Origin of the sequence: Pseudomonas sp. PDM13 (assembly GCF_025685765.1) — a bacterium.
GTDB classification, from domain to species: domain Bacteria; phylum Pseudomonadota; class Gammaproteobacteria; order Pseudomonadales; family Pseudomonadaceae; genus Metapseudomonas; species Metapseudomonas solani.
Window position 1 is genome coordinate 49,824 of the sequence record NZ_JAOTQU010000023.1, and the last position, 19,362, is coordinate 69,185.

14 protein-coding genes and 2 pseudogenes are annotated in these 19,362 nt (G+C 69.8%); 1 reads left to right on the forward strand and 15 read right to left on the reverse strand.

The genetic code is table 11. The annotated features are described in order from the left end of the window. Positions 1-2 precede the first annotated feature (2 nt). The 10 genes and pseudogenes from OEJ36_RS22270 to OEJ36_RS22310 form a co-directional block, all read right to left on the reverse strand. Positions 3-800: an acyl-CoA thioesterase gene (locus OEJ36_RS22270; protein ID WP_263403398.1), complete on the reverse strand. Its 798-nt coding sequence runs from the start codon at positions 798-800 to the stop codon at positions 3-5. A gap of 259 nt (positions 801-1,059) precedes the next feature. Continuing rightward, complete coding sequence (locus tag OEJ36_RS22275) at positions 1,060-1,821, reverse strand: CHAD domain-containing protein (protein WP_263403399.1); 762 nt, start codon at positions 1,819-1,821, stop codon at positions 1,060-1,062. Positions 1,822-1,855: 34 nt separating this feature from the next. Continuing rightward, positions 1,856-3,850, reverse strand: coding sequence for a DUF3488 and DUF4129 domain-containing transglutaminase family protein (locus OEJ36_RS22280; protein WP_263403400.1), 1,995 nt, complete (start codon positions 3,848-3,850; stop codon positions 1,856-1,858). Further along, on the reverse strand, positions 3,847-4,806 hold the full coding sequence (locus OEJ36_RS22285; protein ID WP_263403401.1) for a DUF58 domain-containing protein: 960 nt from the start codon (positions 4,804-4,806) through the stop codon (positions 3,847-3,849). The genes OEJ36_RS22280 and OEJ36_RS22285 overlap by 4 nt, the downstream gene beginning before the upstream one ends. Beyond that, on the reverse strand, positions 4,806-5,723 hold the full coding sequence (locus OEJ36_RS22290; RefSeq protein WP_021220371.1) for an AAA family ATPase: 918 nt from the start codon (positions 5,721-5,723) through the stop codon (positions 4,806-4,808). Before OEJ36_RS22290 ends, OEJ36_RS22285 begins: the two co-directional genes overlap by 1 nt. Positions 5,724-6,123: 400 nt before the next feature. Further along, positions 6,124-6,633 (reverse strand): annotated as a pseudogene (locus OEJ36_RS30715) (methyl-accepting chemotaxis protein); the annotation flags it as partial. A 393-nt stretch (positions 6,634-7,026) separates the two neighbouring features. Beyond that, positions 7,027-8,088, reverse strand: a pseudogene (locus tag OEJ36_RS30720) (HAMP domain-containing protein); the annotation flags it as partial. 191 nt (positions 8,089-8,279) lie between these two features. Beyond that, the gene (locus OEJ36_RS22300) at positions 8,280-8,888 is read right to left on the reverse strand and encodes a flavin reductase family protein (protein ID WP_263403403.1); all 609 of its coding nucleotides are present in this window, start codon (positions 8,886-8,888) and stop codon (positions 8,280-8,282) included. A 78-nt stretch (positions 8,889-8,966) separates the two neighbouring features. Continuing rightward, positions 8,967-10,400 (reverse strand): MFS transporter, encoded by a 1,434-nt coding sequence (locus OEJ36_RS22305; RefSeq protein ID WP_263403404.1) that lies wholly within the window; start codon positions 10,398-10,400, stop codon positions 8,967-8,969. Between the two features lie 289 nt (positions 10,401-10,689). Further along, positions 10,690-10,968, reverse strand: a complete 279-nt coding sequence (locus OEJ36_RS22310) for a hypothetical protein (RefSeq protein WP_021220375.1) — start codon at positions 10,966-10,968, stop codon at positions 10,690-10,692. A gap of 201 nt (positions 10,969-11,169) precedes the next feature. Here OEJ36_RS22310 and OEJ36_RS22315 point away from each other — a divergent pair, with 201 nt between their 5' ends. Then, the gene (locus OEJ36_RS22315) at positions 11,170-12,192 is read left to right on the forward strand and encodes a patatin-like phospholipase family protein (RefSeq protein ID WP_263403405.1); all 1,023 of its coding nucleotides are present in this window, start codon (positions 11,170-11,172) and stop codon (positions 12,190-12,192) included. Position 12,193: 1 nt separating this feature from the next. Here OEJ36_RS22315 and glsB read toward each other — a convergent pair whose 3' ends face one another. From glsB to kdpB, 5 genes are all read right to left on the reverse strand, one after another. Further along, entirely contained in the window at positions 12,194-13,102 is a 909-nt protein-coding gene (glsB, locus tag OEJ36_RS22320; RefSeq protein WP_263403406.1) for a glutaminase B, read from the reverse strand. 144 nt (positions 13,103-13,246) lie between these two features. After that, positions 13,247-13,939 (reverse strand): response regulator, encoded by a 693-nt coding sequence (locus OEJ36_RS22325; protein ID WP_263403407.1) that lies wholly within the window; start codon positions 13,937-13,939, stop codon positions 13,247-13,249. A gap of 117 nt (positions 13,940-14,056) precedes the next feature. Beyond that, positions 14,057-16,705, reverse strand: a complete 2,649-nt coding sequence (locus OEJ36_RS22330; protein WP_263403408.1) for a sensor histidine kinase — start codon at positions 16,703-16,705, stop codon at positions 14,057-14,059. Continuing rightward, positions 16,702-17,253, reverse strand: a complete 552-nt coding sequence (gene kdpC / locus OEJ36_RS22335) for a potassium-transporting ATPase subunit KdpC (RefSeq protein ID WP_263403409.1) — start codon at positions 17,251-17,253, stop codon at positions 16,702-16,704. The genes OEJ36_RS22330 and kdpC overlap by 4 nt, the downstream gene beginning before the upstream one ends. A 49-nt stretch (positions 17,254-17,302) precedes the next feature. Continuing rightward, entirely contained in the window at positions 17,303-19,360 is a 2,058-nt protein-coding gene (kdpB, locus tag OEJ36_RS22340; RefSeq protein ID WP_263403410.1) for a potassium-transporting ATPase subunit KdpB, read from the reverse strand. Between the last annotated feature and the right edge of the window lie 2 nt (positions 19,361-19,362).

Here is a 19,362-nt window from a genome sequence, read left to right on the forward strand (position 1 = left end):
GCTCAACCGAAGACGGTGACCGTCTGCCGGCTCAGCGCCACCAGCTCGCCGGAGGGCGTCCACAGGCGGGCCGAGATATGGCCGTAGCCATCACGGGCGTGTTCGATCTCGGCGCGGTACAGGCACCACTCCAGGGTGCCCACGGCCGGCAACGGCTGCACGAACTCGATGGTCCAGGTCAGCGAGCTGCCCGGCACCGGGCTGCGCAGGTGCGGCAGCACCGCCGGTGGCCAGGCATCCACCAGCGCCAGCAGGTGCGCCACCTCGACGGGCTCGTCTTCCACATCACCACGGAAACGCACCCAGCCGCCCATTTCGCGGGCCGGACTATTGGTGAACGGCATGCTGCCGATGCCCCAGCGCATGGCCAGGAAGCGCGTGAACTCCGGCGTCACGCCGCGCAGGAAGGGCAGCTCCTGGCACTCCTCCGCGGGCTTGATCACCGGCGCCGGCTCGGCCGCCACATCGATGGCCGACTCCCGCGAGGCGCCGAAGCTGCCCTGCACCACAGCCACGGTCTGGCCGTTCTGCACCGCGCGGCAGAACATCTGGCTCACCGCCTTGCCCTCGCGCAGCACCTCGGCCTCGACGCTGGCCGGCACCTCGGCCTCCATCGGGCCGACGAAGGTGATCGCCAGCGAACGCACCGGGCGCCCGTCGCTCACCTTGGCGCTCATCGCCTCATAGGCCAGCGCGGCCACCAGGCCACCGAAGCTGGCCCGCCCCTGAGCCCAGGCACTGGGCACCACCACCGCTGCGGGGTTGCTGCGCACCGCCTGGATCAACTGGGAAAACTTCATGCTCAACTCACCCGCTGAAATCGAAAGTGGGGGGATGTTAGGGGATTGCCCCGGCGCTAGAAAGCCAACCTTCAAGCGGGTAGCGACAACGGGAAGGGGAAAAATGCCAGGCCATCAGGCGCACTGATGGCGCCGACGCGCTCCTGTAGGAGGAGCCCTCTCGGAACACCCACCGCCGGGCGGGTGAACCCACGAAACAACCCTGCACGGCATCGTCGGGTTACACCCGACCTACATCGGAATCGACGACGAGGCAGGATCAGCCCAGGCTCGCCTGCAGCTTCTCCAGCACCCGTTCCGAACGCACCTCGGCGCCGTGCATGGCCACGCTCCAGGCCTTCACCCGGGGTGCAAGGTCGGACTCCTGCTCGGCCATCGCCAGCCATTGCAGGCGGTCGTGCCATTTGCCGAGGGCGGTCTGCGCGCCCTTGAGCAGACGCTGGGTCTTGTCGGTGACGTCCACCAGCTGCGGGTATGCCTCACTGCCGTAGCGGGCGCGCTTGATCAGCAGGCGCAGGCGGTGACGGTCGTGGGCCGGGTCGGCCAGGGCCTGCTCCAGGCGCTTCCAATCCTTGGCCAGGCGCTTGCGGATGCTCTTGCGCGGCTTTTCCAGCAGGCCTTCGCGGTGGGAGATGCGCAGCAGCTGCGGCCAGGCATCCAGCACCCGGAACAGTTGCGCCAGGGCCGGCGCTGCCAGCAACGCGGTGTAGCCCGCCCGCACCCGCTGGCGGCGCAACTCGGCCAGTTGCACCAGGCCGTGGCTTTCCAGCTCGACGATCAGCACCTCCAGGTCACGCAGCGGCGTACTCAGCGCCCCCACCTCGCGGGCGGCGGCATCGAGCACGTCGGCAGCGGGCAGGTCGCGCAGGGGCCGCAGCAGGCTGCGCAGGCGACGGATGTTGATGCGCAGGTCGTGCAGCGCCTCGCCATCGGTGTCGGCCTCAAGGCGTGCACGGCAGGACAGCAGCTTGATTTCGAGGGTCAGGACCTGGGCGATCAGGTCGTCGAGCATGGCGGGCATGGAGCGATCATCCGAGAGGGCGGGCGCGCTCCGATCAGCGCTCCACGCGGGTAAGACGCCAGGGCAGCGCCCTGCGCAAGGCCTTCAATGCCTGCGCGAGCTCTGCCGGTGGCAAAGGCTCGCCAGCATACCGCAGCGCCTCGTAGCGGCGGGCGAATTCCTCGATCAGTGGCGCCTGCGCCGGCAACGCGTGGGCCGCCCTGGCCGCATAGTCGCGCGGGCCCTCGCCCTTGCCCCGGCGCACACCCTGGCGGCCCAGGGCCCGCTCGAAGCCCTGGAACAGGCGCAGCTGCGGGTCACGCTCGCGGCGCCAGGGCTTGAACATGAACAACGCCACCAGGCCCACCAGGACTCCGCCACCGCCCACCAGCAACAGGGCGAAGGTGCGGGCGTCGAGCGAGCCGAACCAGCGCTGCAGCACCTGCATCTGCACCTCGCCCTGGTAACCCAGGACCCAGCGCTGCCAGCCGTAATTGAGCTGGTCCCAGGCCAGGCGCAGCTGGTTCACCCAGCCCACCTGGCGGTAGCGCAACGGCGAGAAGGGCGAGTTCTCGAGGAAGCTCTGCTCCTCGGCCACCGCTTCCTCCAGCCCCTGCTCGATGCGGTTGGGCGCGACCTGGAAGGTCGGGTCGACGCTGGTCCAGCCCTTCTCCGGCGTCCAGTACTCGACCCAGGCATGGGCGTCGAACTGGCGCACCGCCACGTAGTTGCCCGCCGGGTTGATCTCACCGCCCTGGTAGCCGGCCACCACCCGCGCCGGCACGCCGGCCGAACGCAGGACGAAGGTCATGGCCCCGGCGTAGTGGGCGCAGAAGCCCCGGCGGCTGTCGAAGAGGAATTCGTCCACGCTGTTCGCCCCGCCCGGCGGCGGCTTCAGCGTGTAGACGTAGGGCTCGCGATTGAAATGCTGCAGCAGCGCCTGCACCAGGTCCTCCGTCGCCGGGTGCCGGGCCTTGAGCTCGGCGGCCCAGGCGCGGCTGCGCGGGTCGCCCTGTTCGGGCAGCTGCAGGGTGCGCCGGCGTACACGGTCGTCGAGCGCCGGGTCGCGCAGCGCGTCCGGCCAGGAGGTCACCCGGTACAGCAGCGAGCGGTCCACGGGGCGCCGCCGCTGCAGGTGGAAGTCGATCATCTGCCGGGTGTCTTCGAGGCTGGTCTCGCCCACGTCCAGGGCGAACAGCCAGGGCCGCGCGCTGGGCTGCATCACCACGCTGTAGTTCAGCGGCTCGCCGCGCTTCTCCCACTGCGCCGGGGTGTTGAACTGGCTGGCTTCGGACTGCGACCAGCGGCGGCCATCGAAGCGCTCCAGGGTCAGCGCACGCCAGTAGAGCTCACGGCGCGGCGGCGGTGGCCCCTCGAAGCTGGCGCGGAAGGCCAGCTCGGCGGACTGGCTGAGCTCGGCGATATCGGCCGGCGCCATGCTGTCGGAAAGCCCGGTGACGCCCTTGTCGCTGGGCAGCGGCAACGACCACAGCGGCCCCATTCGCGGGAAGAACAGGAACAGCAGCAGCATCAATGGCAACGCCTGGGCCAGCAGGGTCGCCGCCAGGCGCAGGGTGGCCAGCGGGCGAGCGGCGAAGGCGCTCTGCTGCAGGCCGATCAGCGACGCCAGCAGCGCGGTCACCGGCAACAGGCTGTAGACGGCGGCGAGCATGCCATCGTCGAACAGGTAGGCCGTCACCACGGTGAAGAAGCCAAGGAAGATCAGCACCAGCGCATCACGCCGGGTGCGCATCTCCACCAGCTTGAGAATGAAGGCCGCCACCAGCAGCACCACGCCGGAGTCCAGGCCGATCAGGCTGCCCCGGGACAGCAGCACCCCGGCGCCGGCGCCGACCATCAGCAGCACCTTGGCCAGGCCGCTGGGATAGCGCGCACGCATGCGGAACACCTGCACCCGCCAGCCGGCGCACACCAGCCACAGGCCGATGATCCACAGCGGCAGGTGGAACAGGTGCGGCAGGATCACCAGCACCTGGGCCACCAGCAGCCAGGTCAGGGCGATGCGCGGAATCGGCTGTACCGTGCTCATCGCGCCACCCCATAGAGGGCCAGCGCGCGCAGACAGGCATCGCGGTGCGGCTCACCGACGGCCGGGCGCAGCTCCTGGCCACCCAGGCGCAGGCCGAAGGGCTGGCCACGTTCGGTGAAGGTCAGCACCCAGTGGCAGAGCAGCGACAGCCGGCTTTCCAGCTCGCCTTCCAGGCCCTCCAGGTCGAGCCACAGGTCGGCACCGGCGAGGGCGGCGAAATCCTTGATGAACAGGCCCTGCCCCCGGGAATAGGCCTTCCAGTGCAGGCGCCGCCGCGAATCGCCGGGCTGGTAGGGCTTGAGCCCCTGGTAATCGTCTGCGCCACGGCCGAGCACGCGCACGCCCTCCTCCTCATCATCCTGGCGGCCACCGTTGCCCATGGGCAGGTCACCGGGCAGCGGGCGCGGGTAGACCAGCGCCGCCTGGTCCAGGTCCACCCAGCTCCAGGCCACCAGCAAGCCGAGGGGGAAGCGGCTCTCCACCCGCAGGCGCCCCGGGCGCAGCCAGCCACGGCGCTCGGCCGGCAGGTCCACCTCGCAGTCGCAGGAACCGGCAGCGGGCACGTCTTGCGCCTGCAACTCGGCCGGCGGCCAGCCTAGGGCGATGGCCTGGTGGGGCTGGCGCTCGCTCTCCAGGCGCACCCGGAAGCGCGCGCGCTCGCCGACGAACACCGCTGGCGCCCCGGCGGCGCGTAAGGTCATGCCGGAAAGATTCCGGAAGGTATGGAGGATGGTCAGGATGAACACCGACAGCAGCAGGAAGGTCAGGCCATAGGCCAGGCTGTTCTGGTAGTTGATCGCCGCCAGCAGCATCAGCACCAGGGCGATGCCGAAGGCCAGGCCGGTGCGCGTAGGGATGATGAAGATGCGTCGCTGGTTGAGGCGCACCTCGGCTGCGGGCGGAATCCGCTTCGCCAGCCAGCGGTTCCAGCGCGGCCGCACGCGCTGCCTGAGCATCAGAGCGCCGGGACTTCGCGCAGCAACCACTGCACCAGGGCGCCGCCGCCGTGGCCGGCCGGGTCGGCCTGTTCACGCAGGCGGTGGCCGACCACCGAAGGCAGCACGGCTTGTACGTCCTCGGGGATCACGTAATCACGCCCGGCCAGCAGCGCCCAGGCGCGGGCGGCGGCGAGCAGCGCCAGGCTGGCACGCGGCGACAGGCCCCAGGCGAACTGGGCATGGGAACGGGTCGCCTCCACCAGGCGCAACACATAGTCCACCAGCGCATCGCTGACACGGATCTTCGGCACCTCGGCCTGGATCAGCGCCAGCTCGGCGTGGTCCAGCACCGGCTCCAGGCGCGGCAGGATCTCCCGGCGCGCTTCGCCCAGCAGCAGGGCCTTCTCCGCCACACGGGCCGGGTAGCCCAGGGACAGGCGCATGAGGAAGCGGTCCAGCTGCGATTCCGGCAGGGCGAAGGTGCCGCCCTGGCTCACCGGGTTCTGCGTGGCGATGACGAAGAAGGGTTCGGGCAGCGGCCGGGTCGCACCCTCGATGGTCACCTGGCCCTCCTCCATGGCTTCGAGCAGCGCACTCTGGCTCTTGGGCGTGGCGCGGTTGATCTCGTCGGCCAGCACCAGCTCGGCGAATACCGGGCCGGGGTGGAAGACGAACTGGCCGGTGTCCTTGTCGAACACCGAGGTGCCGAGGATGTCGCCGGGCAACAGGTCGGAGGTGAACTGGATGCGCTGGAAGCTCAGCCCCAGCACCCGCGCCAGGGCATGGCTGAGGGTGGTCTTGCCCATCCCGGGCAGGTCTTCGATCAGCAGGTGACCCCGGGCCAGCAGGCAGGTCAGCGCCAGGCGCACCTGGGGCTCCTTGCCCAGCACGACCTGGTTAACGGCGTTGAGGCAGGCATCCAGTCTGGTTCGCATCGCAAGCTCCCGAAACAATGGGCCGATGCTACCGGCGAGCGCAGAGATGGCAAAGCGCCCTGCAATTTTTGCTGACGAAACCGTGCGCCAGGTCCGCCCCAGCGAAACGGCACGCCAGAGCCGTCGGAGGGCTCCGGCACCCCCTGTGACTCAACAGGATGAGCTCGTGCCGTAGGGTGTGCCGTGCGCACCGCCGCTCGGTGCCTCCGGCGAGCCCTAGGTGCGCACAGCACACCCTACGTCCGGAATGAGCGGCGGTTGCATGCTACGAGGTCGGGTTGTTCCCCTTTCCAAAGGGCCAAAAGCAAAGCCACGTTCTGAGAACGTGGATGTTTACGCCGATTGCCCAGGCACCCTGCCATTCGCGGTTGAAACCGCTCCCACATCGGCGGCCCGAGAGTTATAAGCGGAAATGCCCCGCCATCGCCTGCAGGTCGCGGCCCAGAGAGGCCAGTTGGGTGCTGGAGCTGGCGGTTTCCTCCATGGCCATGGCGGACTGGTCGGCGATGTCGCGGATGCTGGTGACGCTGCGGTTGATCTCTTCGGCCACGGCGCTCTGCTGCTCGGCGGCGGCGGCGATCTGCTGGTTCATCTGGTGGATCACCGACACCGCCTCGGCGATGCCGCTCAGCGCCAGCTCGGTGTGGTTGGCGTCCTGCACCGTCATCTCCACCAGCGCCCCGCTCTCCTGCATGCGCTCCACGGACTGGCGCACGCCGTCGCGCAGGGTGGCGATCAGCCGCTCGATCTCGGCGGTGGATTGCTGGGTGCGCTTGGCCAGCGCGCGCACCTCGTCGGCCACCACGGCGAAACCACGGCCCTGGTCGCCGGCCCGCGCCGCCTCGATGGCGGCGTTCAGCGCCAGCAGGTTGGTCTGCTCGGCCACGCTCTTGATCACGTCCAGCACCGAACCGATGCTCTGGGTCTCGTGGCTCAGGTGCTCGATGCTCTGGGTCGCCGCCTCCATGGCCGCGGCCAGCTGGTTGATGCGCCCCAGGGTCTGGCGCACCACTTCGCTGCCATTGCTGACCTTGCTGTCGGCGCTCTGGGTGGAGGCCGCGGCCGCCTCGGCGTTGCGCGCGACTTCGTGCACGGTGGCGGTCATCTCGCTCATGGCGGTGGCCACCTGGTCGGTCTCCAGCTTCTGGCCGTTGACGCCGACCCGGGTCTGCTCGGTGACCGAGGACAGCGCCTGGGCCGAGGAAGAAATCTGCATCACCCCGCCCTGCAGCCGGCCGACCATGTCACGCAGATTGGCCGACATGCCGCGCATGGCCTCCAGCAACTGGCCCACTTCGTCGCTGCGGTCCACCTCGATCTCGACGCTGAGGTCGCCGGCGGAAATCTGCCGCGCCACCGCGATCACCCGTTGCAGCGGGCGCACGATCAGCAGGGCGATCAGCACCGTGGCCGCCAGGCCGATGACCAGGGCCATGGCGCTGGCCATGAGGATCAGCAGCGAGCTGGCCTTCTGCTGGGCGAGCATCGCCTCCTTCTGCAGCGCGGAAGCCTGGTCGACGGCCTGGACGATCACCTCGGCGGCGCCCACCAGCGCCTGGTACTCCACCTTCTGCTGGCGCAGGTGGCCGGTGTATTCCTTGAGGCGCTCGTTGAACGAATCGATATTGCCGATCACCTCGGTGAGCACCGCGGCGTAGCCCGGGTCCTTCATGCTCTCGCGCAGCTCGCCGGCGAGCTTCTGTGCATCCAGCGCCTCCTGGATGGCGCTCTCGTCGATCTCGCCGCTGCTACGGCTCTGCTCCAGGCGCACACGGGCCTGGTTCAGGGCCAGCAGCAGGGACTGGTAGACGCGGCTGATCTCGCCGCCCTGGGCGACCATCTCGGCGCCTTCCGCGCCCTGGGAACTCTTCAGCAGGTCGACGCCGTCCTCGTTGAGGCCCGACTGCAGCACGTCGAGGCTGTTGGAGGCGCTGACCACCAGCCAGTTGGCCGCCTCCAGGGACAGGCGCATGTTGTCGGTCAGTTCCACGTAGCGGTCGAAGGCCGTACGGTAGGCGGTCACCGCCTGCTCCACCTGGCCCAGGGCCTGCCGGCTGGCATCGCCGAGGTCCGCCGCCAGAACCTGGCCATGCTCCTGCAGGGCCTGGGTCGCCTGGCGCAACGCCTCGGCCTGCTTGGCGTCGCCGGTCAGGGCGTAATCCTTCTCGATCAGGCGGATGCCCAGCACCTCACCTTCCAGCGCATCGGTACGCTCCAGCAGGCTGGCTCCGGCGGCCACACTGCGCAGCGCGGAGAAGCCGGTGGCGGCCACCACGGCGGTGAGCAGCAGCACCACGCCGAAGCCCAGGGTCAGCTTCTTCGCCGTGCCGAGGCTGGCGATACCACGTTGCAGAACCGATGCCATGGGAACTCCTCCTCACCGGGTGACCGGCGGCGCGCCACGCGTCGCCGGAACAACAGCGCGAACTTAGGAGCGAGACGGTACTGGCGACAAGCCATAACCCTGCCAGGGGTCGGCCGAATGGAGGTTTTAGCTATGCGGAGGTCGCTTTCAGAGCAGGCGCCGGGGAGCCGGCGCCAGAATCCCACCCCGGGTCAGGTCGGGCGCACCAGGTTGAAGGTGTCCTGGGTGCGCACGTAGGCGCTGCCGCCCAGGCGCCCCACCAGGTCGAGCTTGTGCGGGTCGGCCCGGCCCTGCTCGTTGAGCACCGCCTCGTCGATATGGGCCAGCAGCACGCGGGCGAAGATCAGGTGGCAGTTGGGGTTCTCCCGCGGGTAGGGCTGCACCTCCACCAGCTCGCACTCGAAGGCCACCGGCACGCCCTTGACCCGGGGCGGTGCCACGCGCAGCGACGGCTCGGTGGCGATGCAGCAGGCCTCGAACTCGCTGACCTCGCTCGGCAGCTGCGCGGAGCTGGCGTTCATCGCCTCGGCGAAGGCCTGGGACACCAGCTGGATCACCAGTTGCCCGGTTTCCTGGACGTTGCGCAGGGTGTCCTTGAGGCTGCCATCGGCACGGTTGTTGACGTTCACCATCAGCGTTGGCGGCGCATCGCTGATCACCTGGAAGAAGCTGAACGGCGCCAGGTTCTGAGTGCCGTCCGCCGCCTGGCTGGACACCCAGGCGATGGGGCGTGGCGTCACGGTGGAGGCCAGCCAGCGGTAGGCGTCGAGGGGGCTGAGGGTGGTGAAGTCGAGCTGCATCAGGGGCTCCGGGAGGCGGGAGGGTCGATGGGCGGATTATGCCCCGCGCCCTCCCCCGCGTGGAAAGTCGGCGATCGTCTAATGGGCGCCCCCGATCACGCGACGCGCCAACAGGGCGGCCAGCAGCGGTGCCAGGGCGAACCCGGCGAACAGCCAGATCGCCGCCGACTGTGCACCGGCCACGCCACCCGGCACGCTGAGCCCGGCGGCGTTGGCCACCAGGCCGGCCAGCGCCGCACCGATGGCCATGCCATACAGCTGCACGGTGGTGATGGCGGTGGAGGCGGCGTTCTCCTCGCCGCGCGGGGCCAGTTCCAGCACCCGGGTCAGCAGGTGCGGCCAGCCGATGCCCACGCCCGCGCCCACCGCGGCCAGCGCCAGGCCCACCAACAGGGTGCGCAGCCCGTAGTCCAGTTCGCCGGCCAGCGGAATCAGCCCCGCCAGGGCCAGCAGGCCGACCACGCAAAGCACCGGCCCACCGCGCAACAGGCGCGCCGCATCGCCACCGCTGCGCCCGGAGGACAGCAACGACCCCAGGCTCCAGCCGCCGGCCATGGCCGCCGTCAGGTAACCCGCCACCAGCGGTGACTGGCCATGCAGCACCTGGAGGAAATAGGGCACGAAAATTTCAGTGGTGGTGCCCGCCAGCAGCAGCGCCACGCAGGCATATACGGCGCCCAGCGCAGTGGCCAGGGAAGCGCCGCCGGACGGCAGCAGGCGAACGCCGGCACGGCGATCCCAGACCAGTGCCGCCGCACCGAGCGCCAGCCCCAGGGCCACGCCCAGTGCCTGCAACGGCAGCAGCGGCGACAGGCTGCCCGCCGCCACCGCCAGCACCGAGGCGGCCAGCAGGCCGATCTGCACGAAGGGAATTCCCGGCACCGCACCAGCCTCGGCGGCATCGGCACGCGGGCGCAGTTGCACCAGCACCAGCAGCGCCTGGGCCAGCGCCACCGGCAGCAGCGACCAGAAGGCCCAGCGCCAGTGCCCGGCTTCGGCAAACAGGCCACCCACGGCCGGGCCGCACAGCGTCGCCACGCCCCACATGCCCGACACCAGCGCCACGGCGCGGGGCCACAGCGGGGGCGCGAACACCACGCGGATCAACGCATAGCTCAGGGCCGCCAGCAGGCCGCCGCCCAGCCCCTGCACCGCCCGGGCGCCGAGCATCCAGGGCATCGATTGCGCCGCCGCGCAGCCCACCGAACCCAGGGCGAACAACGCCAGCGCCGCCAGGCAGGCACCGCGCGGGCCGCCACCGGCGAGCAGGCGCGAGGCCAGTGCCGCACCGACGATGGAGGCCACCACGAACAGCGTGGTGTTCCAGGCGTACCAGTCGAGCCCGCCGATTTCGCGCACCACCGACGGCAGCACCGTGGTGACGATGTGCACGTTGATGGCATGCAGGGCGACGCCGCCAGTGAGCGCCACCGCCATCAGGCCGTTGCGCCCGCTGAGCAGCTCGCCCCAGCTGGCGGTGGGCAGGGAATCGAGGGAGGCAGTGGTGTCCATCAGGCATCTCTCCGGATTTATTTATGCAAGAAACAGCTTGGATATTAGGAGCGCAGCGGCAAATTAAACAAGATATTTCTTTGATAAAGGGGATAGGGATTGGCTATGCAGGTGCCGCTCGCGAGGGCATCCGCCGGGGCTCCCGGGCTGAAGCCCGGGCTACGGGTGGCAGTTGGATTACGCAGATTCCTGGGCATGACGATTCATGAACGGCCCCTGTGACAGACCTGCCCTGCGAGCGCCCATAAAAAAGCCGGGGCATGCCCCGGCTTCTGCACGGCCTGGCGAATCAGCGCCCGGCGCGGGACTCGCGGATGTAGAAGCGCGCCTTGTCGGCTTTCTCGGTGCAGCCCTGGAAGCCCTCGAACTGCTGCTGGGTCTTGGCGGCGGTCAGCAGGCTCAGCGCCTTGGAGTAGCTGACGGTGCCGGAGAAGCCCTCGGCCTTGGCCAGGTCGAGTTCCTTCCAGGCCGCGTCCAGCTGGTTGGCGCAGCTGTCGCGGTAAGCCGTCTTGGCGGCGCAACCTGCAAGCATGAGGACGATCAGGGGCAGGCTGATCCAGGCTTTCATGGGGGTTCTCCTCGGGATGTGAAATGGCCATGAGTCTAATGCTGGTTAAGACGGTACGGAACCGGAAAAATTCCGCGCCGTGCCCTGCTCAGCAGCTTTGCAGCATGCCGTTGCATTCCGGCTACAGCGGCGCCCGCGCTCACTTGGCCTCGCTCTTTCTCACAGGTATCGTCTGCCCCTTGTGTAGGAAAAGGTGAAGTCATGAGCAAGCGTGTTGCACTGGTCCTCGGCTCCGGCGGGGCCCGGGGTTATGCCCATATCGGCGTGATCCAGGAAATCGAGGCGCGGGGCTACGAGATCGCCTGCATCGCCGGCTGCTCCATGGGCGCGGTGGTCGGGGGCATCTATGCCGCCGGCAAGCTGGACGAATACCGCGAGTGGACCGAGAGCCTGGACTACCTCGATGTGCTGCGCCTGCTCGACGTCAGCTTCCGCCTGGGCGCCATCCGGGGCGAGAAGGTGTTCGGGCGCATCCGCGAGATCGTCGGCGACATCGATATCGAAGACCTGGCCATCCCCTACACCGCCGTCGCCACCGACCTCACCAACCAGCAGGAAATCTGGTTCCAGGAAGGCTGCCTGCACCAGGCCATGCGCGCCTCGGCGGCCATCCCCAGCCTGTTCACCCCGGTGATGCAGGGCTCGCGCATGCTGGTGGACGGCGGCCTGCTCAACCCGCTGCCCATCGTGCCGGTGGTCTCCAGCCATTGCGACCTGATCATCGCCGTCAACCTCAACTCCACCAACCAGAAGCAGTACCAGCTGCCGGTGATCGAACGACCGCCAGCCATCAAGGGCCGCATCGACCAGATGATGAGCTCCCTCGGCGAGCGCCTGCCCTTCCGCAAGCGCGGCGTCGAAGAGGAACTGCTGCTCGAAGGCGCCACCGCGCCCATCGCCAACCCCTGGGTGGAGGACTCGGCGGAGCCCGGCGCCCAGCAGCCCGCGGCGGCACCGCAGAAGGAAGGCGCGCCGAGTTCGGCCAGTGGCTCGCAGGTGGTCGCCAGCGTCGGGCCGGCCTCGCTGCTGGACCTGGTCAACCAGAGCTTCGAGGTGATGCAGACGTCCCTGGCGCAGTACAAGATCGCCGGCTACCCGCCGGACGTCCTGATCAACGTGCCCAAGCGCGTGTGCCGCTTCTTCGAGTTCTACAAGGCGCCGGAGCTGATCCAGCTGGGCCGCCAGATCGCCCGCGACACCCTGGAGAAGTACGAGCAGGACTGAGTCAGAAGATCGACCAGTCGATGCGCTCGGAGAGTTTCTCCAGCGCCGCCATCCCCGCCACCGAGTTGCCGGACTCATTGAGCTCCGGCGACCACACGCAGACGGTGAAGCGCCCCGGCACCACCGCGACTATGCCGCCGCCTACCCCGCTCTTGCCCGGCAGGCCGACGCGGTAGGCGAAGTTGCCCGCCTCGTCGTACAGCCCGCTGGTGGCCATCAGCGCATTGACCTGCTTGGTCTGCCGCGCGCTGAGCACCGTTTCGCCGCTGTGGGGGCTGACGCCATCGTTGGCCAGGAAGCTGAAGGCCAGGGCCAGGTCCACGCAGTTCATGCGCAGCGCGCAGTGGTGGAAGTAGCTGCGCAGCACCGCCTCGACATCGTTGTGGAAGTTGCCGAAGGACTGCATCAGGTAGGCCGCCGCCGCGTTGCGCGCGCGGTGCTGGTACTCCGAGCGCGCCACCACCTCGTCCGCCACCAGGTAGTGGTTGCCACTCAAGCGCCGGGCGAAGTCGCGCATGGACAACGCCGGAGCGGCGAAGCGCGATTGGTTGATGTCGCAGATCACCAGCGCCCCGGCGTTGATGAAGGGGTTGCGCGGCACGCCCCGCTCGAACTCCAGCTGCACCAGGGAGTTGAACGGCTGGCCGGAGGGCTCGTGGCCCAGGCGCTGCCAGATGTCCTCGCCGGAATGCTGGATCGCCTGCACCAGGCTGAAGACCTTGGAAATACTCTGGATGGAGAACGGCGTGCGCCCATCGCCCGCGCAATAGAGCTCGCCGCCGTTGCTGTACACCGCGATGCCCAGCTGGTTCGCCGGCACCCCGGCCAGCGCCGGGATGTAGCTGGCGACCTTGCCCTGCCCGATCAGCGGGCGGACCTCATCGAGGATTTCGTCGAGCAGTTGTTGCATGTCTTCCTTCCGGCAACGAATGGCGCCAGGCGCCTGGATTAAGCGCTAGACGACGGATTCGCGTTGCGCAACACAGGCGGCGGAAAAGAAGGGACAGGAAGGTGAAATACAACAGGCCGATGTGCCGGCCGGGCATCGCGGCGGCTAGCCCTCGCGCAGGCGGTAGCCGACGCCGGCCTCGGTGACGAGGAAGCGCGGGGCGGCCGGGTCGTCGCCGAGCTTCTGCCGCAGGTGGCCAACCACCACGCGCAGGTAGTGGGTGTCCTCGACATGGGTCGGGCCCCAGATGTCCTTGAGCAACTGCTGCTGGGTCACCACCCGCCCCAGGTGCCGAGCCAGCTGGGCGAGCACCGCGTATTCCTTGCGGGTGAGCGCCACCTCGGCGCCGTCCAGGGTCACCCGGCGGTAGGCGAAGTCGACGCTCAGCGGGCCGCTTTCGACCACCGCTTCCTGCTGCTCGCCGCCACCGGCCTGGCGCAGCAGCACGCGCACCCGGGCGAGGAACTCCTGCACGCTGAAGGGCTTGGTCACGTAGTCATTGGCGCCGCCGTCCAGGGCCAGCACCTTCTCGCCTTCGCTGGCGCGCACCGAGAGCACCAGCACCGGCACCGTCGACCACTCGCGCAGTTCGGCCAGCACCGTCTTGCCGTCCATGTCCGGCAGGCCCAGGTCGAGCACCACCAGGTCCGGCCGCGCCAGCGCCGCCTGGGCCAGGCCCTCGGCACCGTTGGCCGCTTCCAGCACCTTGTAGCCCTGGGCCGCGAGGCTGATGCGCAGGAACTTGCGGATCTGCGCCTCGTCGTCGATGACCAGGAGGGTCGGTTGGTTGGTGGTCATCGGGGACTCATCGCTTCCATGGCCAATGCGGACCGCTTCCTCGTGGGAGCGAATTCATTCGCGAAGGACAGCTCCGCTGTCCGTTCACGGCATCGATACAGCAGACGGGACAGGGCATCATTCCTCCTCCAGCACCGGCTGCGGGTGCAGCGGCAGGTGCAGGGTCAGGGTGGTGCCCTTGCCGTCCAGCCCCTCGCCCACCGTCACCCGGCCGCCGTGGGCGCCGACCATGCCCTGGCAGATGGCCAGGCCCAGGCCGGTGCCCTGCCCGCCCCGGTCGCCACGGGCGGCGGTGTAGAACATGTCGAAGATCCTCTCCCGCTCGGCAGCGGGAATCCCCGGCCCCTGGTCGCTGACGGCGAAGCGCAGCTCCTCGGCGTCGGCCGTCACCGCCACCCGCAGGCGGCCCTGGCTGGGGGAGAAGCGCGCGGCGTTCTCCAGCACATTGACCAGCGCCTGCTCGATCAGTGCGGCGTGCACGTAGAGCAGCGGCAGCTCGGTGGGCAGCTCGGTTTCCACCTTCAGCGGCGCCAGCACCGGGCGCAGGCGCTGCAGGGCGCTGGCGACGATGTCCACCGGCGCCACCCAGTCGCGGGCCAGCTTGAGGCCACCGTGGCCGAGGCGGGTCATGTCCAGCAGGTTCTGGATGTAGCGGTCGAGGCGCTCGGCCTCGTCACGGGTGCCTTCCAGCAGCTCGCGGCGGTCGTCCAGGGGAATCGCCTCGCCGAGGGCCAGCAGGCTGTCGATGGAACCGCGCATGGCGGTCAGCGGCGTGCGCAGGTCGTGGGAGACGGAGGCCAGCAGCGCGCTGCGCAACTGCTCGGTTTCGCCATGCAGGCGTGCCGCCTCCAGGTCCTCGGCCAGCTGCGCACGGGCCAGGGCCTGGGACAGCGGCTGGCCGAGGGCGGACAGCAGCCGGCGGCGCTCGGCGGGCAGCGGCGCGCCGTCACGGGGGCTGACGCCGAGCAGTGCCAGCGGGCCCTCCTCGCCGGACAGCGGCAACCACCACCAGCGCCCGCTGGGCAGGGTGCCGGTGCCGAGGCCGGCGACCTGATCGTGCTGCCAGGACCACTCGGCCGCCGCGCGTTCCTGGTCGGCCAGCAGGCGCTGCACGCCGGCCTCGACCTTCCACACGCCGTCGCGGCTGCGGGCCATCAGGCACACCTCGACGTCGGTCCAGGGAGTGAACTGCTGGGCGGCGACGCTGAGCACCGCCTGGCGGTCGGTGGCGGCGGTGAGCTTGCGCGACAGGTCGAGCAGCGCCGTGGTCTCGGCCTGGGTCGCGCGCAGGGATTGCAGCTGGCGGCGCTGGCGCGAGGCCAGGTTGCCGGTGAGCCCGGCCATCAGCAGGAAGAACAGCAGGGTCAGCACGTCCTCCTGGCGGGCGATGGTCAGGGAGAAGTTCGGCGGGATGAAGAGGAAGTCATAGGCCAGGAACGACACCCCGGCGCAGAGCAGCGCCGGCCCCAGGCTGCTGCGCACCGCCACCAGCAGCACGGCGGCGAGGAACACCATGGAGATGTTCGGCAGCGCCAGCACCTGGTAGGCGCCCCAGGCCAGGGCGCTGGCGGCCAGGGCGGCGACCAGGGCCAGGCCGTAGTCGCCCAGGGGCAGCGGATAGCGCGCCCGGGCACTGGCCGGGCGGGCGTCGACGTCGGTGTCGAGCACGCTGACTTCCAGCCCCTCGGCCTGGCGCAGCAGGCGCTCGGCGACCCCGCGCCCCAGCCAGCGGCGGCGCAGGCGCTGGCGGCTGCGGCCCACCAGCAGCAGGCTGGCGCGGCGTTCGTAGGCGTGTTCGATCAGGGTGCCGGCCACGCTCTCGGCACGCAGAGTGACCACCTCGCCCCCCAGGCGCTCGGCCAGTTGCTGGGCCGCCTGCAGGCGCGCGCGTGCTTCTTCGCTGCGCACACCGCCTGTGTCCACGTGCACCAGGCTCCAGGGCAGGTGGCGGCGCTCGGCCACCCGGCAGGCATGGCGCACCAGGCGCTCGTCCTGCTCGCTGCCGTCCACCCCCACCAGCAGACGGCCGCGCACCGTCGGCGCCTCCTGGCCCTGCTGGCGGTAGCGGCGGTTGAGGTCGGCATCCACCCGTGCGGCGGCGGTCTGCATGGCCAGCTCGCGCAGGGCGGTGAGGTTGGTCTGGGAGAAGAAGGCGTCGATGGCCGCGCGGGCCTGCTCGGGCACGTAGACCTTGCCTTCGCGCAGGCGCTCCAGCAGCTCGCGGGGCGGCAGGTCGATGAGGAGGATCTCGTCGGACTCCTGCAGCACCCAGTCCGGCAGGGTTTCGCGCACCTGCACGCCGGTGATGTCGAGCACCTGGTCGTTGAGCGCTTCCAGGTGCTGGACGTTGACCGTGGTGTAGACGTCGATGCCGGCGGCGAGCAGTTCCTGCACGTCCTGCCAGCGCTTGGCGTGGCGGCTGTCCGGCGCGTTGCTGTGGGCCAGCTCGTCCACCAGCACCAGCTTCGGCGGTGCGGCGAGGATGCCGTCGAGGTCCATTTCGGTCAGCGCCACGCCACGGTATTCCAGGCGCCGCAGGGGTTGCTGCGGCAGCCCGGCGAGCATCGCCTCGGTCTCGGCACGGCCATGGGTTTCCACAACGCCGACGCGCAGGTCGACGCCCTGGCGCAACTGCGCCTGGGCCGCCTGCAGCATGGCGAAGGTCTTGCCCACGCCCGGCGCAGCGCCGAGGAAGACTTTCAGCCGGCCGCGCCCTTCGCGCGGCAACTCGGCCAACAACGCATCGGCGCGGCCGGCATCGCTCATTCAGGCATCTCGTTCAATTGCAGGTTGAGGGCCAGTACGTTGACCACCGCCGGGCCGATCAGCGGGCGCTCGGCCTGCTGCTCCACCAGGCGCTCCAGGGTGGCGGCGGGAATGCCCCGCGCCTCGGCGATACGCGGGATCTGGTAGCGCGCGGCGGCCAGCGGCAGGTGCGGGTCGAGGCCGCTGCCGGAGGTGGTGACCAGGGCCATGGGCACCGGGCCCTGCCCCAGCGCGCCGAGGGTGGCGGCGTCCTTGGCGATGCGTTCGGCCAGGGCCGGGTTGCTGGGCGCCAGGTTGCTGGCACCGCTGGCCACAGTGGCGTAGCCGCCGGCGGATGGGCGCGGCTGGAACCACTGCGGGCCTTCGATGTTCTGCGCCAGCAGGCGGCTGCCGCGCACCTCGCCCTTGGCGTCGCGCACCAGGCTGCCGTTGGCCTGCTCGGGGAAGGCCAGCTGGGCGACAGCGGTGACGGACAGCGGGTAGGCGACGCCGGTTATCAGGGTCATCAGGGCCAGCAGGCTCAGGGCGGGACGGAGTTGCATAAGCATATTCAGTTCCTCGGATTAAATCCCCTCTCCGTGGAGAGGGGCACAGGTATCACACCAGGTGCAGGGTGGTGAGTAGGACGTCGATCAGCTTGATGCCGACGAAGGGCGCGACGATGCCGCCCAGGCCGTAGATCAGCAGGTTGCGGCGCAGCAGGCTGGCGGCGTCGGCGGCCTGCACGCGCACCCCGCGCAGGGCCAGGGGGATCAGCGCGATGATGATCAGCGCGTTGAACACGATGGCCGAGAGGATGGCGCTCTGCGGGCTGTGCAACTGCATCAGGTTGAGCACGCCCAACTGCGGGTAGATACCGGCGAACAGCGCCGGGAGGATGGCGAAGTACTTGGCGATGTCGTTGGCCACCGAGAAGGTGGTCAGCGCGCCCCGGGTCACCAGCAGCTCCTTGCCCACCTGCACCACGTCCAGCAGCTTGGTGGGGTCGGAATCCAGGTCCACCAGGTTGGCGGCCTCGCGGGCGGCCTGGGTGCCATCGTTCATCGCCAGGCCGACATCGGCCTGGGCCAGCGCCGGGGCGTCGTTGGCGCCGTCGCCGCACATGGCGACCATCTTGCCTTCGCCCTGCTCCTGGCGGATGCGCGCCAGCTTCTTCTCCGGCGTGGCTTCGGCGATCACGTCGTCCACCCCCGCCTCGGCGGCGATGGCGGCGGCGGTCAACGGGTTGTCGCCGGTGACCATCACGGTGCGGATGCCCATCTGCCGCAGTTCGGCGAAGCGCTCGCGGATGCCGGGCTTGACCACGTCCTTGAGGTGGATGCCGCCCAGCAGCCGGCCGTCGGCCGCCACCAGCAGCGGGGTGCCGCCGCTCTGGGCGATCCTGTCGACCTCGCGGGACAGTTGCTCGGGCATCTCGGCGCGGGTCATGCCGACCCAGGCCAGCACCGCGTCCACCGCGCCCTTGCGGTAGCGGCGGCCGTTCCAATCCACCCCGGAGAGGCGGGTCTCGGCACTGAAGGCGATGGCGGTCACTTCGTCACGGGCCGGCTCGACCATGGCGCTGAGGGCGCGCAGGTAGTCGACGATGGACTTGCCTTCCGGCGTGTCGTCGGCGAGCGAGGCCAGCAGCGCGGCGTCGGAGAGCTCCTTGCCGCTGACGCCCGGCGCCTTGACCAGCGCGCTGCAACGACGGTTGCCGAAGGTGATGGTGCCGGTCTTGTCCAGCAGCAGCACGTGCACGTCCCCCGCCGCTTCCACGGCGCGGCCGGACTTGGCGATGACGTTGAGGCGCACCAGGCGGTCCATGCCGGCGATGCCGATGGCCGAGAGCAGGCCGCCGATGGTGGTGGGGATCAGGGTCACCAGCAGCGCCACCAGGTACACCAGCGGCAGGTCGCCACCGGCGAAGCGGGCGAAGGGCTGCAGGGTGGCGACCACCAGCAGGAAGATCAGCGTCAGGCCGATCAGCAGGATGTCCAGCGCCACCTCGTTGGGGGTCTTCTGGCGCTTGGCGCCTTCCACCAGGGCGATCATCCGGTCCAGGGTCGATTCGCCCGGGTTGGCGGTGATCTTCACCAGCAGCCAGTCGGACACCACCCGGGTGTTGCCGGTGACGGCCGAGCGGTCGCCGCCGGACTCGCGGATCACCGGCGCGGATTCACCGGTGATGGCGGCCTCGTTGACTGCGGCGATGCCTTCGACCACCTCGCCGTCACCGGGAATCAGCTCGCCGGCTTCGACGCACACCAGGTCACCGCGACGCAGGCTGCTGGCGGCCACCGTCTCGAACTGCCCGGAGGCGGCCCGGCGGCGGGCGCTGAGGCCCTGGCTGCCGGCCTTGAGGCTGTCGGCGCGGGCCTTGCCACGGCCTTCGGCCAGGGCTTCGGCGAAGTTGGCGAAGAGCACGGTGAACCACAGCCAGAGGGCGATCTGCACCGCCAGCCCGACCGACACCGCCGGGTTGGGGATGAAGCACAGCAGGGTGGTGACCACGGCGGTCAGCTCCACCACCAGCATCACCGGCGAGCGCTTGAGCTGGCGCGGGTCGAGCTTGGCGAAGGCCTGCAGCAGTGCCGGCTTCCACAGCGCGGCGATGGCGGTACGGGGTTGTTGCGGCTTGGCGCCCTTGTTCAGCGCCTTGATGGGGGCATTCATAT

Bases quoted from the DNA above. Each gene is read 5' to 3' on its own strand.
- OEJ36_RS22270 (WP_263403398.1), bottom strand. From the start codon at position 800: ATGAAGTTTTCCCAGTTGATCCAGGCGGTGCGCAGCAACCCCGCAGCG.
- OEJ36_RS22275 (WP_263403399.1), bottom strand. From the start codon at position 1,821: ATGCCCGCCATGCTCGACGACCTGATCGCCCAGGTCCTGACCCTCGAA.
- OEJ36_RS22280 (WP_263403400.1), bottom strand. From the start codon at position 3,850: ATGAGCACGGTACAGCCGATTCCGCGCATCGCCCTGACCTGGCTGCTG.
- OEJ36_RS22285 (WP_263403401.1), bottom strand. From the start codon at position 4,806: ATGCTCAGGCAGCGCGTGCGGCCGCGCTGGAACCGCTGGCTGGCGAAG.
- OEJ36_RS22290 (WP_021220371.1), bottom strand. From the start codon at position 5,723: ATGCGAACCAGACTGGATGCCTGCCTCAACGCCGTTAACCAGGTCGTG.
- OEJ36_RS22300 (WP_263403403.1), bottom strand. From the start codon at position 8,888: ATGCAGCTCGACTTCACCACCCTCAGCCCCCTCGACGCCTACCGCTGG.
- OEJ36_RS22305 (WP_263403404.1), bottom strand. From the start codon at position 10,400: ATGGACACCACTGCCTCCCTCGATTCCCTGCCCACCGCCAGCTGGGGC.
- OEJ36_RS22310 (WP_021220375.1), bottom strand. From the start codon at position 10,968: ATGAAAGCCTGGATCAGCCTGCCCCTGATCGTCCTCATGCTTGCAGGT.
- OEJ36_RS22315 (WP_263403405.1), top strand. From the start codon at position 11,170: ATGAGCAAGCGTGTTGCACTGGTCCTCGGCTCCGGCGGGGCCCGGGGT.
- glsB (WP_263403406.1), bottom strand. From the start codon at position 13,102: ATGCAACAACTGCTCGACGAAATCCTCGATGAGGTCCGCCCGCTGATC.
- OEJ36_RS22325 (WP_263403407.1), bottom strand. From the start codon at position 13,939: ATGACCACCAACCAACCGACCCTCCTGGTCATCGACGACGAGGCGCAG.
- OEJ36_RS22330 (WP_263403408.1), bottom strand. From the start codon at position 16,705: ATGAGCGATGCCGGCCGCGCCGATGCGTTGTTGGCCGAGTTGCCGCGC.
- kdpC (WP_263403409.1), bottom strand. From the start codon at position 17,253: ATGCTTATGCAACTCCGTCCCGCCCTGAGCCTGCTGGCCCTGATGACC.
- kdpB (WP_263403410.1), bottom strand. From the start codon at position 19,360: ATGAATGCCCCCATCAAGGCGCTGAACAAGGGCGCCAAGCCGCAACAA.